The sequence below is a fragment of the Methylocapsa sp. S129 genome (assembly GCF_009765995.1).
Lineage (GTDB): Bacteria > Pseudomonadota > Alphaproteobacteria > Rhizobiales > Beijerinckiaceae > Roseiarcus.
Map to the genome: position 1 here is coordinate 247,319 of NZ_LMUI01000020.1, position 15,435 is coordinate 262,753.

Genomic DNA, 15,435 nt, shown 5'->3' on the forward strand with positions numbered 1-15,435 from the left:
TAGGAAGTCGACAGTCGACGGGCCATTGACAATTTCGAAATCTCGGTGTCCCCTAAGATTGTCGACAGGCGACAACACGGACTTTCACATTGAGTTTGAGGAGGTAATATGAACGGGATCGCGAGAGTGCTCGCCATTGCAACGATGTTGGCTTTTGGCGGCCAATGCTCTGAAGTCGCCGCGCAGTCGGTTCCCAAGCTTCGAATTGCGCATTCAACGTGGATTGGCTACGGCGCCCTCTATGTCGCCAAGGAGAAGGGCTACTTCACCGAGGCGGGCGTCGACGTTGAGCCCACCATTATCGAAGCCTCATCCGATGCCATTGCGGCAATGGCAGGCGGTCGGCTCGACGCTGTGGCGTCCACCATCGATAACTTCGCCCTTTTCACCGGGAATGGGGCGCAATTGTCAGTCGTTCTCGCACTCGACGAGTCGCACGGCGGCGATGGTATCGTCGGGAAGAAAGACATTGCGGGCGTTGCAGGGCTCAAAGGCCGCACCGTCGCCGTTCAGCATGGTTCGGTCTCTCAATTCTTGCTGGCGCAGGCTCTGGACAAAGTCGGGCTATCCGACAAAGACGTCAACGAAATCGACATGAAGTCGGGGGATGCGGGAGCCGCTTTCGTGGCCGGCCGCGTTGACGCGGCAGTGACCTGGGAACCGTGGCTTTCGAAGGCCAAAGCGACTGACTTCGGCAAGATCCTGATTGATACGAAGTCGCTTCCGGGTCTCATTGTGGACGCGCTCGCCGTGCGCCCCGAATACATGAGGGACAATCCCAAGGCTGTCGAGGGATTGGTGAGGGGGTACTTCAAAGCCATCGCCTTTCTTCAGGCGAATCCGGCCGAAGCCAAAGAGATTATTGCCAGAAACCTCAAAATGACGCCGGCTTCGCTTGATAGTTCATGGAACGACGTGATGTTTTTCGGAAAAGCGGAGAACCTTTCCTTTTTCGTCTCACCGACGGGAGGAACCAGCCCGGCACTGGAGCTCGCCAAGAATGCTGGCTCTTTCTACGCCCGCATCGGCGTCCTGAAGAAAGCGCCCGCTCCCGAGGCAATGATCGCGTTCAAAACGCCGGCCGACAACTGATCGCATTGGAACGACAATGAACCCCGACGTGCCTCTCCGGGTGCCGGCATCGGCGTCTCCCGATGCCGCCCCGGCCTCGCCTGTGAAGCGGGACCGGCGCTCCGCTTCACATAAATTGAGTCGCTATTTGCGACCGCGCGCCAGTCTCTCTCCGCGGGAAGGGTGGATCATTTCGGCCGTCGGGGTTGCTTTGTTCTTTGCGCTTTGGATCGCCGTCACGAGCGGTGGATTCATTCAGCCATTCTTCTTGCCGAGTCCCGCTGCGGTGGCGACTCGTCTGGTCTCGATGCTCTACACGGATGGATTTTTGATAGACATCTGGGCGAGCGCATACCGAATTCTGGGTGGGTTTCTCATCGCGGCAGCCCTGGCCGTTCCCATTGGCGTCCTCATGGGCAATTTCCGGTTCTTCCAGGCTTTATTCGAACCGCTCTTCGGCGCAGCGCGCTATATGCCTGCATCCGCTTTCATTCCCCTACTGATAATCTGGCTCGGCATCGACGAGGGACAAAAAATCTCGGTTGTCTTCCTCGGCGTCTTTTTTCCTTTGACGCTGATGATCGCAGACGCCTCATCGACCGTATCGAAGGATATCGTCAACAGCGCCTATACCCTTGGCGCAAGCTCGATGCAGGTCTTTTTCCGAGTGCTCATTCCCGCGTCCACGCCGGCCATCGTGGATGCGCTTAGGATAACAGTCGGACTTGCTTGGACCTATGTGATTGTTGCGGAGCTCGTGGGCGCCCAGCGCGGGATGGGTATCGCAATCCTGCAAGCGCAACGCTTTTTGTTAACGGATCAGGTGATCGCGGGCATTATTTCGGTCGGTGTTCTTGGCGTAATCACCGACGTCGGATTCCGTATCGCGCACCGTAGGCTCTTTCCCTACATGTACTGAGGGTAGCACTGTGGCCCGAGTTGTCATCGATCGTGTCAGTATCGCATTCCAAAGCAGCGAGGGTGTTCCCCGCATTGCCGTCGCGGAAACAAACCTAGACATCGCAGACGGCGACTTCGTCTGTCTCCTGGGACCGTCGGGCTGCGGAAAATCGACGCTCCTCAACGTTGTGGGTGGCTTGGTCTGCGCCTCGACCGGAGTGATCATGGTTGACGGTCGCGAAGTAGTCGATCCGGGACCGGACCGCGGTATGGTCTTTCAGAATTACTCGCTATACCCATGGCTGACAATTCGGGACAACGTAGAGTTTGGGCCTAAAATCAATGGTTGGCCGCCAGAGCGTCGCCGGGAAACGTCGCTGGACCTTCTGAATCTTGTCGGTCTCCGCGAGTTCGCGAGCGAATACCCAAAGGCGCTATCCGGCGGAATGCGCCAACGCGTCGCCATCGCAAGAGCGCTCGCGATGGAACCCAAAGTGCTTCTCATGGACGAACCGTTTGGGGCGTTGGACGCGCAAACGCGGTCCAGAATGCAGGAACTGTTACTCGACATATGGGCGCGTCGGAAAACGACTGTCCTCTTCGTAACCCACGACATCGAGGAGGCAATTTTTTTGGCCGATCGCGTGCTGGTGATGAGTGCGCAGCCGGGGCAGATCATGGCTGATTTTCGGATCGAGCTGCCACGCCCGCGCTCGGCCGACATCGTCGCGAGCGAGGAGTTCACATCTTATCGACGTGACGTCCTTCATATGCTGCGGCACTAGCGGGAGAGCACCTAAGTGACGAATTTCAGTTCGAACGGTAACGCTTTATGATGGATCTACAACTCAAGCTTCAGGATCCTTTGCTCCTCAAGGCGCACTGCTATGTAGACGGTCAATGGATCGGCGAGCCCACCGACGCTGTCACGAATCCCGCCACCGGCGCGATCCTCGGTAAGACTCCAAGCTTTGGCACCCGGCAGGCGATGAATGCCGTCGAAGCTGCAGAGCGCGCCTTTAGGCTTTGGGCCAAGAAGATCGCCAAGGAACGCTCTGCGATCATGCGCCGCTGGTTCGAGTTGATCGTGGAGAACCGCAGCGACCTTGCCCTGATCCTCACCTCTGAGCAGGGAAAGCCGCTCGCCGAGGCAAAAGCCGAGGTCGACATTGCCGCGGCCTACGTAGAGTTCTACGCCGAAGAAGCGAAACGCGTCTACGGCGAGACCATCCCGAGCCACCGGGCCGACGCGCGCATCGTTGTCGGCAAGCAGCCGATCGGCGTCGTGAGCGCCATCACGCCGTGGAATTTCCCGTGCTCCATGATCACCCGCAAGGCGGCGCCTGCTATCGCCGCAGGCTGCACGGTGGTGCTGAAGCCTGCGCCCGAGACGCCGCTCTCGGCGCTCGCCCTCGCGGCACTTGCCGAGCGGGCCGGGCTGCCTGCAGGGGTATTCAACGTCGTGACAGGCGAGCCCTCCGCTGTCGGCAAGGTGTTCTGCGACCACCCAGCGGTCCGGTTTGTGAGCTTTACCGGCTCGACCGAGGTCGGCAAGATTTTGATGAGACAAGCTTCCGATGGTGTGAAGAAGGTGGGGCTCGAACTCGGCGGAAATGCGCCCTTCATCGTCTTCGACGACGCCGATCTCGATGCCGCCATTGAAGGCGCGATGGTCTCGAAATATCGCAACATGGGCCAGACCTGCATCTGCGCAAACCGGATCTACGTGCAGAACTCAATCTACGAATCCTTCGTTGAGAAGCTCGCCACGCGCGTCATGGACATGAGGGTCGGCAGCGGTCTCGAAGTTGGCGTCGAGCAAGGCCCGTTGATCAGCGACGCTGCCGTCGCGAAGGTCGAGCGGCACATCGCGGACGCGGTCAGACAAGGCGCGCGGCTCGTGATCGGAGGCAAGCGCCATCCGCTTGGCCGCACTTTCTTCGAGCCGACCGTGCTCGCCGAGGTGACGACGAAGATGCTGGTCACTCGTGAGGAGACGTTCGGTCCGCTCGCTCCGGTGTACCGATTCAGCAGTGAGGAGGATGTCATCGAGATGGCGAACGCCTCCCCCTTCGGCCTCGCGTCGTACTTTTATTCCAGTGATCTCGGTCGGGTGTTTCGTGTCGCGGAGGCATTGGAATATGGCATGGTCGGCGTCAATACGGGGCTCATCACCACCGAGGCGGCGCCCTTCGGCGGCGTCAAGGAGAGCGGGCTCGGCCGGGAGGGCTCTCACCACGGCATCGAAGAGTTCCTCGAGTTGAAATACATGCTGCTCGCCGGCCTCAATGGGTAGGCGGCGCTGTAACGTTGGCGCAATCTTCCCCGATATGTGTTTTCTCGTCTTGCCGGTCGGTGCGTTCCGAAGGCGCGGCCAGAATCGCTCGAGTGCGTCGGCAACGGTTGCCCGGGCGCGCGCGCAGCATGCCCGCCGAACGCGATGTAGAGCGCCCAACAGCAGGCAGCGCGAAGCCGACACCGACCGCATCGAGATTGTTCATGGATTCGCCGAGGGGCAGCAACGGCGTCAGTCCCAGCGTGGCGAGCCCGATCCATGCGAAGTGGTGCAGACGTCGGGAATTCACGACGGCGACGCCCAATGCCCCGGCCCGTCTCAATTGATAGGCCGGTCAGTTGCCTCGGTAGGCCGCTCGAAGCGGTAAGGGGATTTTGATGTCGGTTGCGGTTCGCGGTCTGTACCATTATCCCGTGAAAGGGCTTAGTGCGCAGGCCCTCGCCAAGGTGCGCCTGATCGCGGGCGAGGGATTTCCGTTTGACCGGGTTTACGGCCTTGCGCGGCATGATAGCGGGTATGACCCCACTTACTTCCAGCCCTTGCCGAAATCGCGCTTCATCGTGCTCGTGAAGGAAGACCGGTTGGCTGGGTTGTCGACGTTTTTCGACACGGAAACGAAGACGCTCGATGTCAGCGTTCAGGGACAGCCGGTGCTATCGGAGAATTTGGAAACTGAGCGTGGGCGTGCCGAGGTCGTGCGGTTCTTCTCAAACATGTTTGATCTGCAAGACGGGCGGGAACCTTCTGTGGCGGTCGGTGGTGAGAATCGCTTCACAGATCTTTGCACAGAGTCAAAAGAGATGATGAACGCCATTTCGCTAATCAATCTTGCGACAGTCAGAGACTTCGAGAGCAGGATCAGCGCGGCCGTCGACCCACTGCGCTTTCGAGCAAACCTCTACTTCGACGGACTGCCGGCTTACCGGGAATTGGAGATGCTCGGCCGCGAAATCGAGGTGGGTCCCGCCAGGTTACGGATCTTCCAGCGCACGGAACGTTGCGCCGCGACCGAGGTAAACCCAATCGACGCAAGGCGGGACATCGCCGTCCCGCGGCTGCTGATGAAGCACCTCGGGCATGCAGACATGGGGGTTTACGCTGAAGTCATCGAAGGGGGCATGATCGAAATCGGCTCCCAGATCTCGATTTCCTGAGACAAGGCCGCATGCTCTTAGACAGCAAACTTCAGCTCCAGGTTCACGCTCGCAGGGCGTTGACCGACGACATTCATGAGTTCGATCTTCGGTCGGCGGATGGGACCGAATTGCCGGCCATCCTTGCCGGCAGTAGTCTGATTGTCCAGACGCCATCAGGCGAGCTGCGCAACTATTCGATTTGCAATGACGACACAGAGCGGCACCGCTACGTCATCGCCGTCAAGCGAGAGACGGCATCGCGCGGTGGCTCGCGGAGCATGCACGAGGGTGCGTCAGAAGAAGCCGTCCTTTCAGCGGAAGTGGCCCGGACCGGTCTGCGACTGGCCAAGGGTCACGGTCATCTTCTGATCGCGGGCGGGATTGGCATCACCGCGATGTTGTCCCTGGCGCGCCGGCTGCTACGCGGCCGAGATGGCGATTTCAAGCTGATCTATTTGGCGAAGTCACGGAGCGAGGCGGCCTACGCCGACATTATTCTTGGTCCGGAGTTCGTGGAAAACGCCATCTGCCACTTCTCTGCCGAAAACGGCGGTAGGCGCCTCGACCTCGGCCCCTGGTTGCAGGACAACGGCGACGGAACGAATCTGTATTACTGCGGCCCTGCCGGCATGATGGACGCCGTGCGGCTGGGGTCGATTCATTGGCCGAGGTCGCATGTCCACGCCGAGCAATTCCGCAAAGACGGCGCCGGCGCGATCGACAACGAGCGGTTCGAGATCCGGCAGACAAAGACGGGTAGGGTGTTCCGCGTGCGCGAGGATCAGACCATCCTTGATGCGCTTCGCGAGGCAGGCCTAAAGCCTACCGCATCCTGTGAGAGCGGCTTTTGCGGGAAGTGCCGCATGCGCCTGGTCTCTGGGGACGCAGATCACCGTGACATGTACCTCAAGCGAGAGGAGCGGGCATCGGCCATTATGCCGTGCGTGTCTCGGGCCTTAGGGGGTGTGATCGAACTCGATTTTTGAAATGAGCACCGATCAGAGTGATTTGTTCAGTTAGGGCATAGTCAAATCGCACTGGTTGGATCGGGTGGAAATCCGCCTGTCCGCTCTGGAGCGGAATAGTTGAAGGCCCGGGCGTCCAGATATTGACCATCGGCGTCGAGACTTCCCTTGGCTAGAAAGTCGCCCGTGAAGAATCCGATTTAGGCGGCGGCGATGAGATTTTGTGAGCCGTCAGCATTGATGAGCGCGGCGAGCCAGAGGCGCAAAAGCAGCCTCAGCCAGGCCAGCAACCTGCGGAAGTTGTAGCCGGCGGCGGCGAGGACGGCGTTGGCGGCGTCGCCGGTCATGTGGGCGAGGTGGTTGCGGCCCATCCGGTGCTCGGCCTTGAGATGGCCGATGCAAGGCTCGACGGCGGACCGGCGGCGCAGGTCCCGTTCGATCGCCTCGGCGACGCGCCGCTTCTGGCCCGAGATATAGACCCTGAACCTGTGCTCGGGCGGAGCGTTGTGGCCACGGTAGCCTCGGTCGACAACGACGCGCTCGATATTGGCGCCGATCTGGGTTTCCATCTCCGGCACAACGACGCCGAGCGTATGGCCGTCATAGGGGTTGCCCGGCAACGCCTTCACATGGGCGATGAATTGGCCGCCGCGGGAGCGATGCAGCGTCGTGGCGAGGGAGACCTTGACGCCGAATTCGTAGGGCCGATGCGCCTTGCCCTTGCCGATGCATTCGACCTCCGGCGCATGCAGCGAATAGACTTTCTTGCCGCGCTGGTTCTGACGCTGATCGCGCACCCGCCAGGCGAGCGAGAGCGGATGAGCAAAGACGCTCTCCAACGCCGCCTTGCCCTTGATCTTGCGAACGACGTCGCGCGCGGTCCGGCCCAGATACGTGCGCAAAGTCCTGAGCGCCCGGTTCGCGCGCTTAAACTGCTTGGCGTGGGCGTAGCGCTGATGGGCGATCAGCGCATGTTTGCCGACCCGCTCGTAGGACTGGCGCAGCGCGACGCCATGCTTTTTGGCCAGCCGGACCAACCGCTCGCGCGCGCGATGCATCAGCTTGGCGTCGGTCGGGTGCGCCACCGCCTTGGGCTGAACGGTGGTGTCGACGATCACCTTAGAAAAATCCGCCGGCTTGGCCGCGCGCGTGCGCGTGGCGACAGCGAGGCTCTCCTGGATCAGCGCGACGAGCTTCTCTTCGCCCATGCGCTGTCGCCAGCGCGTCATTGAGGAGCGATCGAAGCGCAGCTTGTGTTGGAAGAACTCCTCGCCGCAGAACAATTGGAAATAGGGGTTCTCGACCCAGCGCTCGCACAGAGCTTCGTCCGAAAGATCGTGCATGTGCTTGAGGATGGCGAGTCCCGCCATCAAGCGCGTCGGCAGCGGCGGATGGCCGGGCTTGTCCGTATAAGCCGCGCCGAACCGCGCCTCCAGGAAACCCCAATCGACCGACCCCGCGAGCTTCGCCAGCGGATGACCCATGTCGACGATCTGATCCAGACGGGCGCGGAAGAGGTCTTTCTGTCCGCTGTCCCGACGCTCCTTCGGCCGCATCGCGAATCTCCAGATCGCGTCTCTCGCCAGCAGAGAATCACGACCCGGCGACCGTTTCAATTTGCAAGATAATCGCCGCCCGCGCCCTCCATTCCGGCAAAAGCGATTACTTCAAACCACCAGAAAAGCCCCGCAAACCGGCCCTCTCAGGATTCTTCACGGACGACTAGAAAAGCATCCGTACTCGAAATGCTGGCCACTACGGGGGCAACATGCCGCTATGGAGAAGGTGCTGATGCTCTTTTCATCAGCATCACTCCGTTTAGTGCGGTTGACCGAGCATTGAACACCCCCAACCAATGAACGGGAATTGAGCGAATACAGGCGTCTGTTTACTGCTCGCCGTGGGCGCCGCGAATCCGCCGCACGATGAGCGCGACCCCGAGCACGACCATCGGTACAGCGGCGGCGGTGGCGAGCGAGGGGTCTGGCCCGACGCCGATTTCCTTGAGCCCCTTGAACGCATAGCCTGCCAGGCCGACGATGTAATAGCTGATCGCGGCGACGGAGAGCCCCTCGACGGTCTGCTGCAAGCGCAATTGCAACCGCGTTCGTTCGTTCATCGAATGCAGAAGATCGCGGTTCTGACGTTCGATCTCGACATCGACGCGCGTGCGCAAGAGATTGGCGGCGCGGCTGAGTTTCTTCGAAAGGTCGACCTGGCGATTGGCCATCGTCTCGCAGGTGCGCATGGCTGGCGCCATTCGCCGCGCCAGAAAAGAGGCGAAAGTCGAGAATGCGCCGAACGGCTCCTCGTCAACGGCGACGAGCCGCTGCTGAACGAGGCTGTCGTAAGCCCGGCTCGCGCCGAAGCGAAAGCTCGAGGCCGCAAGATCGGCCTCGAGCTCCGCGGCGAGCCGCGTCATTTCGTCGAGCAGCTTGTGGTCGGCGGGCGCGCCCTCGACGATATTCATCTTATTGAGGATGCCGGCTAGACCCTCTTCCGCCGCCTTGACGCGGGGCGCGCATCGCTGCGCCTCGGGCAGGCCAAGCAAGGCGAGCGTTCGATAGGTCTCGATCTCGAGCAAGCGCTGGGTCAGCGCGCCAGCGCGATTGGGCGTCAGGCCGCGGTCGCGCACGATGAGATGCACGAAGCCGTCTTTTGCCAGCCGGAAATCGGTCGCCGCCAGAGCCGCGCCGCGCCCCATCGTCGAAGCGACGAGCGAACTCTCGTCGAAGATATCCTCCAACGCCGCCGCCTGTGCGTCCGGTTCAAGGGAAAGCGCGGCGCTGACGAGCAGAGGTCCCGGCTGCGGGAGGCTCCCGAGAATCGGCGCGGCCAGGGCTTGCGCGGCCTCGAAATCCACCGCCGCGGCGCCTTCGACGATCAATGTCCACGTCGTGAATTCGCTATGCTGCTCCCAACGCAACGCAAGGTCTTTCAACGCGACACAATGATGTTTGGCGTTGCCTCCGGGGCCCGCGACGCCGTTTCTGGCGCAAAACTGCGAAATCTCGCGCCGATCGGCCGCCGCTTGTGCAAAATCAGCCGTGAACGCGAAGTGCAGCAACTGAGCCGGCGTCGTCAGCGGATGAAATGGTCGCGAATGTATTTCCTGCAGAACACTGTCGCGCAGGGGATGATCTTCGTAGAGTCGTCCTGCATTGTCACCCGACATGACGCCAACCTTGTCGAATCGAGGCCATTGTTCGCACGACTTAAGCTCGCCTTCTGCGGCGACGACTCCGACCAAGCGCCTTCAAATGAGCCGGAACGTATGCACGGAACGCGACCGATTTGAAACCGTTTTATGGTGAGGTCTTGCGTCGCAGGGCAATAGGTCGCGTATTCGCCACGTTGTGATTTTTGAGCATGGACAATTGGGTCCATCGGAGACGGACGGGTTCAACTTTCGACGGCTCGCAAAAGTCGGCTCGATCATTGGAATCGACGAAGCTTCAGGCTGTCACCACTCCCGGCACCAATTGAAAATTGCGGGGAAAATTCCCGACACGCCGGCCTGCGTCAGTGGAAATCCCGGGCCCTCACCTTTATCGAACCGCCTCGGGAATCGGGAATGTAGATGTCGCGCGGCGCCGGCCCTTTGGACTGCCGCTCACGAGGATCGAGGCCAGGGCCGCCGTGGTGGAACTCATCACCGCGCCCATGCGGCAGCAGAAATGCAGCCTCCCGCTCGCCGACGCTGGCGAGTTCCGTGGAGAGGTCGGCGAGGTGATGGGCGACGAGATGCACGACCTCGCCCTCGCGCTGAATACGACCGCGGACGGCAAGCATGCTAGCGGAGAGGACCACGCGACGATACTTTTCGAACATCTTGGCCCAGACGACGAGATTGGTGATGCCGGTCTCATCCTCCAAGGTGATGAACATCACGCCCTTGGCCGTGCCCGGCTTTTGCCGGACGAGAACGAGGCCGGCTGTCTGAAGCCAGCGTCCGTCGCGGGCCTGCATCGCCTCGGCGCAGGTGACGATGCGCTGGCGCCGCAGGTCGGCGCGAAGAAAAGTCACGGGGTGGGCGCGCAGCGTGAGACCGACATGGCCGTAGTCTTCCACCACCTCGCCGCCGGCGGTCATCGGTCGGAGCACCACCGCCGGCTCGTTGAGTTCCGGAACGGTCTGTTCCTCCCGCGCCGAAGCGACCGCAAAGAGCGGCAGCGGTTCATCACGCAGGCCCTTGATCGCCCATAGCGCCTCGCGCCGGGCGAGCTTCAACGAGGGCTGCAAGGCGTCGGCCTCGGCGATCTGCACGAGTGAGGCGGACGGAATGCCGGCGCGCCGCCAGAGATCATCGACCGACACGAAGGGCTCATCGACGCGCGAAGTGACGATGGCGGCGGCATCGACATTGGCGAGGCCACGCACCATGCGCAGACCGAGTCTGACCGCGAAACGGTCATCCCCGTCGGTCGGCTCCAGCGTGCAGTCCCAGCGAGAGGCATTGATGCAGACGGGGCGAACTTCAACACCGTGATCGCGCGCATCGCGCACGATCTGCGCGGGCGCATAGAAGCCCATCGGCTGCGCATTCAGCAGCGCGGCACAGAAGACATCGGGATGATGGCATTTAAGCCATGACGACGCGTAGGCGATCAATGCGAATGAGGCAGCGTGGCTCTCCGGGAATCCATAACTGCCGAACCCCTCTAACTGGCTGAAGGTCTTCTCAGCAAAGCCGCGCTCATAGCCCTTGGCGATCATGCCGTTGATGAGCTTATCGCGAAACTTCGAGACGCCTCCCGTGTGCTTGAAGGTCGCCATGGAACGGCGTAGCTGGTCTGCCTCGCCGGGAGTAAAACCGGCGCAGACGATAGCAACGCGCATGGCCTGCTCCTGGAAGAGCGGCACCCCGAGCGTCTTGCCAAGCACAGTCTCCAACTCGGGCGTCGGGTAATGGACCGGCTCAATACCGTCGCGCCGGCGCAGATAGGGATGCACCATATCGCCCTGGATCGGCCCTGGCCGGACGATCGCGACCTGGATGACCAGGTCATAGAAGGTGCGCGGTTTGAGCCTCGGGAGCATCGACATCTGCGCCCGGCTCTCGATCTGAAACGTGCCGAGCGTATCCGCCTTGCGGATCATCGCGTAGGTGCGGGGATCCTCCGCGGGGATCGTCGCGAGATCGAGGGCAACGCCCTTGTGCTCGGCCAGGAGGTCGAGGCCGCGCTTCATGCAGGACAGCATGCCGAGCGCCAGGCAATCCACTTTCATGAATTTCAAGGCATCGATATCGTCCTTGTCCCATTCGATGACCTGACGGTCCTTCATCGCAGCGGGTTCGATCGGCACAAGTTCATCGAGTCGATCGCGGGTGAGGACGAAACCGCCTGGATGCTGGGACAGGTGGCGCGGCGCGCCCATCAATTCGTGGGCGAGATCGAGCGCAAGTCGAAGTCGGCGATCGCCAAGATTGAGATTCAATTCTTCCACGTGCTTGGGCTCGACACCCTCTTCCGACCAACCCCAGACCTGACCGGACAACATCTTGATGAGGTCCTCGGGCAGGCCGAGCGCCTTGCCGACGTCGCGGAGCGCTCCTTTGGCACGATAGCGGATGACGGTCGAGCAGAGCGCCGCATGATCGCGACCGTAGGTCTCGAACACCCATTGCATGACGATCTCGCGCCGTTCGTGCTCGAAATCCACATCGATGTCGGGTGGCTCCCGCCGCTCCTCGGAAACGAAGCGTTCAAACAGCAGATCATTGCGCTCGGGATCGATCGACGTGACGCCAAGGACGTAGCAGACCGCACTGTTTGCGGCTGACCCTCTGCCCTGGCAGAGAATGTCCCGGCTTCGGGCAAAACGAACGATCGAATTCACAGTCAAGAAATACGGCGCATATTGCAGCGTCTCTATCAGGCGCAGTTCGTGCTTGAGGATGGCGATTGTCTTGTCAGGCACGCCCTCGGGATAACGTTGCTCAGCGCCCTCCCAGGTCAACTTCTCCAGCGCCTGCTGCGGCGTGAAGCCGGGGATCGCAGCCTCCTCGGGATATTGATAGGCGAGTTCGTCGAGCGAAAACCGGCAACGCTCGGCGATCGCTCGTGTTTGCGCCAGCGCTTCGGGATAGCGGCCAAACAATCGCGCCATTTCCTCCGGCGCCTTGAGATAGCGATCGGCATGACGCTCCCGACGGAAGCCCGCTTCGTCGATCGTGCAATTGTGCCGGATGCAGGTGACGACGTCTTGCAGAATGCGCCGCGCCGGAACGTGAAACAGCGCGTCGTTGGTGACGACGGTCGGCACGCGCGCCCTAGCCGCCAGGTTCGACAATTCATGAAGTCGCATTGCGTCGTTCGGCCGTCGCCGCAGCGTCAGCGCCATGAATGCTCGATCGCCAAAGGCCTTGGCGAGGCGCCGCAGGTTTACGGCGCAGAGGTCGTCGGCTTGGTCCGGAACGAGGATCGCAATGAGTCCCTCGCCGTAGGCAACAAGGTCCGACCAGTCGAGACGGCACTTCGCCTTGCCTGCGCGCTTCTTGCCGAGAGACAGCAGCCGGCAAAGCCGCGCATAGGCTGGCCGGTCCGTCGGATAGACGAGAACGGACATGCCGTCGGTGAGATCGACGCGGCATCCGACGATCAGCCGCACACCGGTCGCCTTGGCGGCCTCGTGGGCGCGAACGATGCCCGCGAGGCTGTTGCGGTCGACGATCGCCAGACCTTCGATGCCCAACACCGCAGCCTGTGCGAAGAGCTCGTCGCATGAGCTCGCCCCGCGAAGGAAGCTGAAATGCGAAGTGCATTGCAGCTCGACGTATCGGGTCCCGCTGTTCATCCGAAGATTCCATGCAGGAACCAGCGATGCGAGCCGGTGTCGGGGTCCTCGCCGTCACCGGCGCGATAAATCCAGAAGCGCTCGCCCGCCTCGTCTTCGACCTGGAAATAATCCCTGACGGCGATCAACTCGGCATCGCGCTTCCACCATTCGCCGAAGACGCGCTCGGGGCCATCGGCTCGTTTCACGCGGCGGCGCACGCCGCGCCAGGTAAAGGTGACGGGCGGATGGTCGGGTAGCAGGGCGACCGTCTCGATCGATTCCGGGTTTGGCAACAGGCGCGCGGGACGCGGCCAATGGTCCGGCCATGTTTCGCCGGTGATCGGAGCGGTTGGCGCGACCCGTTGAACGGAGCGCTCCGGCACGTCGCTGGCGAATGGAGCGAAGCGATAGAGCCGGCTTTCGCCAACGCGATTGGCGAGCGTGTCGATCAGGCCGGAGACGTCGGTCTCGGGTTCTTCGATCAGCGAAGAAATGGTCTGCCTCGGCGACAACGGCTCGGCGAGCGTGACGGCGAGGCTCATCAATTCGATGCCGAAGCCCGGATCGACCGTTTCGATCTTGTCGCAGAGGAGCCGGGTTAGACGCTTTGCGTCGCGCACCGGCAGCGCCGTTCCGATCCGGATCGCCTCAATGCGATTGTCGACGCAATGAAAGAGAAGGTCGAGCCGCCGCGCGCCGAGGCCTTTGGCTTCAAGCGCCTCGCAGAGTTGCGTCACGAGCTTGCTGGTATAGCGGGCGATCGTTTCCGCGGCCCCAATCGGCTCAGCGAAACCTCGGCGGACCTCTACGAGGTCGGCAGGGCGCACAGGAACGATCGGCTCGTTGAGCCGTCCCAGGGCTTGGTCAAGACGGCGGCCGAGTTCCGGACCGAAGCGATGCGTCAGCGGCGCCCGGGGTTTTGACGCCAGTTCGCCAATGCGCTCAAAGCCGAGGACGCGAAGAGCGTCGATCATATCTTTGGGCAGACGAAGGACCGCGATCGGCAGATCGAGAACGGCTTTTGCGCTTTCTCCCGGCGGAACGACGAATACCGGCCGCGCGGCACAGCGGGCAAAGGCATATGCGGACCCCCAGCTATCGGCAATCGCTGCCCGCGCGGCGATGCCGGATGCGGCGAGCCGCTCCACCATCGTTTTCACCATGGCGCCTTCTCCGCCATGGAGGTGAGCGGCGCCCGTCGTGTCGATCACCAGACCATCAGGCGGATCGGCCGCGACGATCGGCGCGTAGCGCAGCGCCCAGAGCGCCAACCGCTCGAGCGCTTGCGTATCGCCAGCCGGCTCCGCGTCCTTGACGATGAGGCCTTTCACAAGTGCCTGCGCTTTGGTCGCCGGCATTCCGACGTGCAACCCAGCGCGTAGCGCCGCCCTATCCGCCGCCAGCACCACCCGCCGCCTCCCCTCCCGGCCGATCAACAGGAGCGGCGCCTCAGCCGGCGGCGCGGCGGCGCCTAAATTCCTTCTCACCCGATCCGTCGGCCAGGTCGGAAGGAATAGCGAGACGACCCTTGGCATCGCAGGCCTCCACTTCGAAATCGGCGCTTTCGCCGGCCCGACACCGGATCAATTCGACCTGCCATCGGGCGCGTCCAACGCCGGGAACGGGCAGCGGGGTTGAGGGGAGCGCGGTGACGCGCCAGCGGGTGACGGAGGCCGTTGGCTGCCCGAAGTCGGCGGCTTCGGTTTGCCGCCGCCAGCGGCGCACAGCGATGCCGATGGCGCCGGAGCTTTCGGCGGCGAGTTGAAGGCGGCGGGAGGCCATCATCGACAGGCGAGCGACCTCGGCGACGACCGCGCCGAGCCCACCGTGTCGCAGCCCCTCTTCGAAGCAGGCGAGGAGCGATTTCTCGTCCCCCGCCTCAACATAGATCACGCGGTCGGGCCCAAGGCCGGCCTGCGCAATGGCGGGAGCGAACAGGTCCTGGCGGGTGACGCACCACAGGACTTTGCCGCGCGTCCGAGCCGCGATCCCCGCGGCGAACAGGGCGGCCGCCGCACCGTCGATCACGCCGTCGCCGCCGCCGGCGACCTCATGAAGCGCGCCGAGCGCGAGGCCGCCTCCCGGTAGACGCCGGTCGATCTCCTTGACGCCGAAGGGAAGCGTCGTGCGACGGCGCGCTGGGCCGCTTTCGAGGCGCTGAATGCGCTCTCGAAGCTCCGCGACGACAGGATGGGCGGGCGCATTCATCTCCTTCGCAACTCGTTTCGCTGATGGTATGTTCTCTATTTGTTCCCAACTCGGCGAATGAGTCAAATCGCGGGAAGTG

General features: G+C 62.2%; 12 protein-coding genes. 6 read left to right on the forward strand and 6 right to left on the reverse strand.

Annotated features, from left to right (window positions below; all coding sequences use genetic code 11):
* Window positions 1-108: 108 nt before the first annotated feature.
* From GSQ90_RS13845 to GSQ90_RS13860, 4 genes are read left to right on the forward strand one after another with little or no spacing between them, the layout of a single operon-like run.
* Window positions 109-1,092 (forward strand): ABC transporter substrate-binding protein, encoded by a 984-nt coding sequence (locus tag GSQ90_RS13845; protein WP_158815410.1) that lies wholly within the window; start codon window positions 109-111, stop codon window positions 1,090-1,092.
* Between the two features lie 16 nt (window positions 1,093-1,108).
* On the forward strand, window positions 1,109-1,990 hold the full coding sequence (locus GSQ90_RS13850) for an ABC transporter permease (protein WP_158815411.1): 882 nt from the start codon (window positions 1,109-1,111) through the stop codon (window positions 1,988-1,990).
* Between the two features lie 10 nt (window positions 1,991-2,000).
* Window positions 2,001-2,756, forward strand: a complete 756-nt coding sequence (locus GSQ90_RS13855) for an ABC transporter ATP-binding protein (RefSeq protein ID WP_158815412.1) — start codon at window positions 2,001-2,003, stop codon at window positions 2,754-2,756.
* Between the two features lie 47 nt (window positions 2,757-2,803).
* Window positions 2,804-4,267, forward strand: coding sequence for an NAD-dependent succinate-semialdehyde dehydrogenase (locus GSQ90_RS13860; protein ID WP_158815413.1), 1,464 nt, complete (start codon window positions 2,804-2,806; stop codon window positions 4,265-4,267).
* Here GSQ90_RS13860 and GSQ90_RS13865 read toward each other — a convergent pair.
* On the reverse strand, window positions 4,257-4,571 hold the full coding sequence (locus GSQ90_RS13865) for a hypothetical protein (RefSeq protein ID WP_158815414.1): 315 nt from the start codon (window positions 4,569-4,571) through the stop codon (window positions 4,257-4,259). The genes GSQ90_RS13860 and GSQ90_RS13865 overlap by 11 nt on opposite strands.
* Before the next feature lie 73 nt (window positions 4,572-4,644).
* On the opposite strand from GSQ90_RS13865, the gene GSQ90_RS13870 reads away from it, so the two are divergent.
* Window positions 4,645-5,421, forward strand: coding sequence for an MOSC domain-containing protein (locus GSQ90_RS13870; protein WP_158815415.1), 777 nt, complete (start codon window positions 4,645-4,647; stop codon window positions 5,419-5,421).
* A 59-nt stretch (window positions 5,422-5,480) separates the two neighbouring features.
* Window positions 5,481-6,389 (forward strand): PDR/VanB family oxidoreductase, encoded by a 909-nt coding sequence (locus GSQ90_RS13875; RefSeq protein ID WP_158815416.1) that lies wholly within the window; start codon window positions 5,481-5,483, stop codon window positions 6,387-6,389.
* A gap of 179 nt (window positions 6,390-6,568) precedes the next feature.
* Here GSQ90_RS13875 and GSQ90_RS13880 read toward each other — a convergent pair whose 3' ends face one another.
* The 5 genes from GSQ90_RS13880 to GSQ90_RS13900 all read right to left on the reverse strand — a co-directional run bounded on the left by GSQ90_RS13880 (window position 6,569) and on the right by GSQ90_RS13900 (window position 15,356).
* Window positions 6,569-7,924: an IS5 family transposase gene (locus tag GSQ90_RS13880; RefSeq protein ID WP_158815417.1), complete on the reverse strand. Its 1,356-nt coding sequence runs from the start codon at window positions 7,922-7,924 to the stop codon at window positions 6,569-6,571.
* Between the two features lie 332 nt (window positions 7,925-8,256).
* Window positions 8,257-9,543 carry a DUF3422 family protein gene (locus tag GSQ90_RS13885; protein WP_158815418.1) on the reverse strand — a complete coding sequence of 429 codons (1,287 nt, stop codon included), beginning with the start codon at window positions 9,541-9,543 and terminating at the stop codon, window positions 8,257-8,259.
* A gap of 347 nt (window positions 9,544-9,890) precedes the next feature.
* Window positions 9,891-13,166 carry an error-prone DNA polymerase gene (locus GSQ90_RS13890; RefSeq protein WP_158815419.1) on the reverse strand — a complete coding sequence of 1,092 codons (3,276 nt, stop codon included), beginning with the start codon at window positions 13,164-13,166 and terminating at the stop codon, window positions 9,891-9,893.
* Window positions 13,163-14,683 carry a DUF6504 family protein gene (locus GSQ90_RS13895; protein ID WP_158815420.1) on the reverse strand — a complete coding sequence of 507 codons (1,521 nt, stop codon included), beginning with the start codon at window positions 14,681-14,683 and terminating at the stop codon, window positions 13,163-13,165. Before GSQ90_RS13895 ends, GSQ90_RS13890 begins: the two co-directional genes overlap by 4 nt.
* Window positions 14,598-15,356 (reverse strand): ImuA family protein, encoded by a 759-nt coding sequence (locus GSQ90_RS13900; RefSeq protein ID WP_158815421.1) that lies wholly within the window; start codon window positions 15,354-15,356, stop codon window positions 14,598-14,600. The genes GSQ90_RS13895 and GSQ90_RS13900 overlap by 86 nt, the downstream gene beginning before the upstream one ends.
* Window positions 15,357-15,435 lie beyond the last annotated feature (79 nt).

What these genes read in the sequence shown, in the direction of transcription:
- GSQ90_RS13870 (WP_158815415.1), top strand. Translation starts at nt 4,645, where the DNA reads ATGTCGGTTGCGGTTCGCGGTCTGTACCATTATCCCGTGAAAGGGCTT.
- GSQ90_RS13860 (WP_158815413.1), top strand. Translation starts at nt 2,804, where the DNA reads ATGATGGATCTACAACTCAAGCTTCAGGATCCTTTGCTCCTCAAGGCG.
- GSQ90_RS13850 (WP_158815411.1), top strand. Translation starts at nt 1,109, where the DNA reads ATGAACCCCGACGTGCCTCTCCGGGTGCCGGCATCGGCGTCTCCCGAT.
- GSQ90_RS13895 (WP_158815420.1), bottom strand. Translation starts at nt 14,683, where the DNA reads ATGCCAAGGGTCGTCTCGCTATTCCTTCCGACCTGGCCGACGGATCGG.
- GSQ90_RS13885 (WP_158815418.1), bottom strand. Translation starts at nt 9,543, where the DNA reads ATGTCGGGTGACAATGCAGGACGACTCTACGAAGATCATCCCCTGCGC.
- GSQ90_RS13890 (WP_158815419.1), bottom strand. Translation starts at nt 13,166, where the DNA reads ATGAACAGCGGGACCCGATACGTCGAGCTGCAATGCACTTCGCATTTC.
- GSQ90_RS13845 (WP_158815410.1), top strand. Translation starts at nt 109, where the DNA reads ATGAACGGGATCGCGAGAGTGCTCGCCATTGCAACGATGTTGGCTTTT.
- GSQ90_RS13880 (WP_158815417.1), bottom strand. Translation starts at nt 7,924, where the DNA reads ATGCGGCCGAAGGAGCGTCGGGACAGCGGACAGAAAGACCTCTTCCGC.
- GSQ90_RS13900 (WP_158815421.1), bottom strand. Translation starts at nt 15,356, where the DNA reads ATGAATGCGCCCGCCCATCCTGTCGTCGCGGAGCTTCGAGAGCGCATT.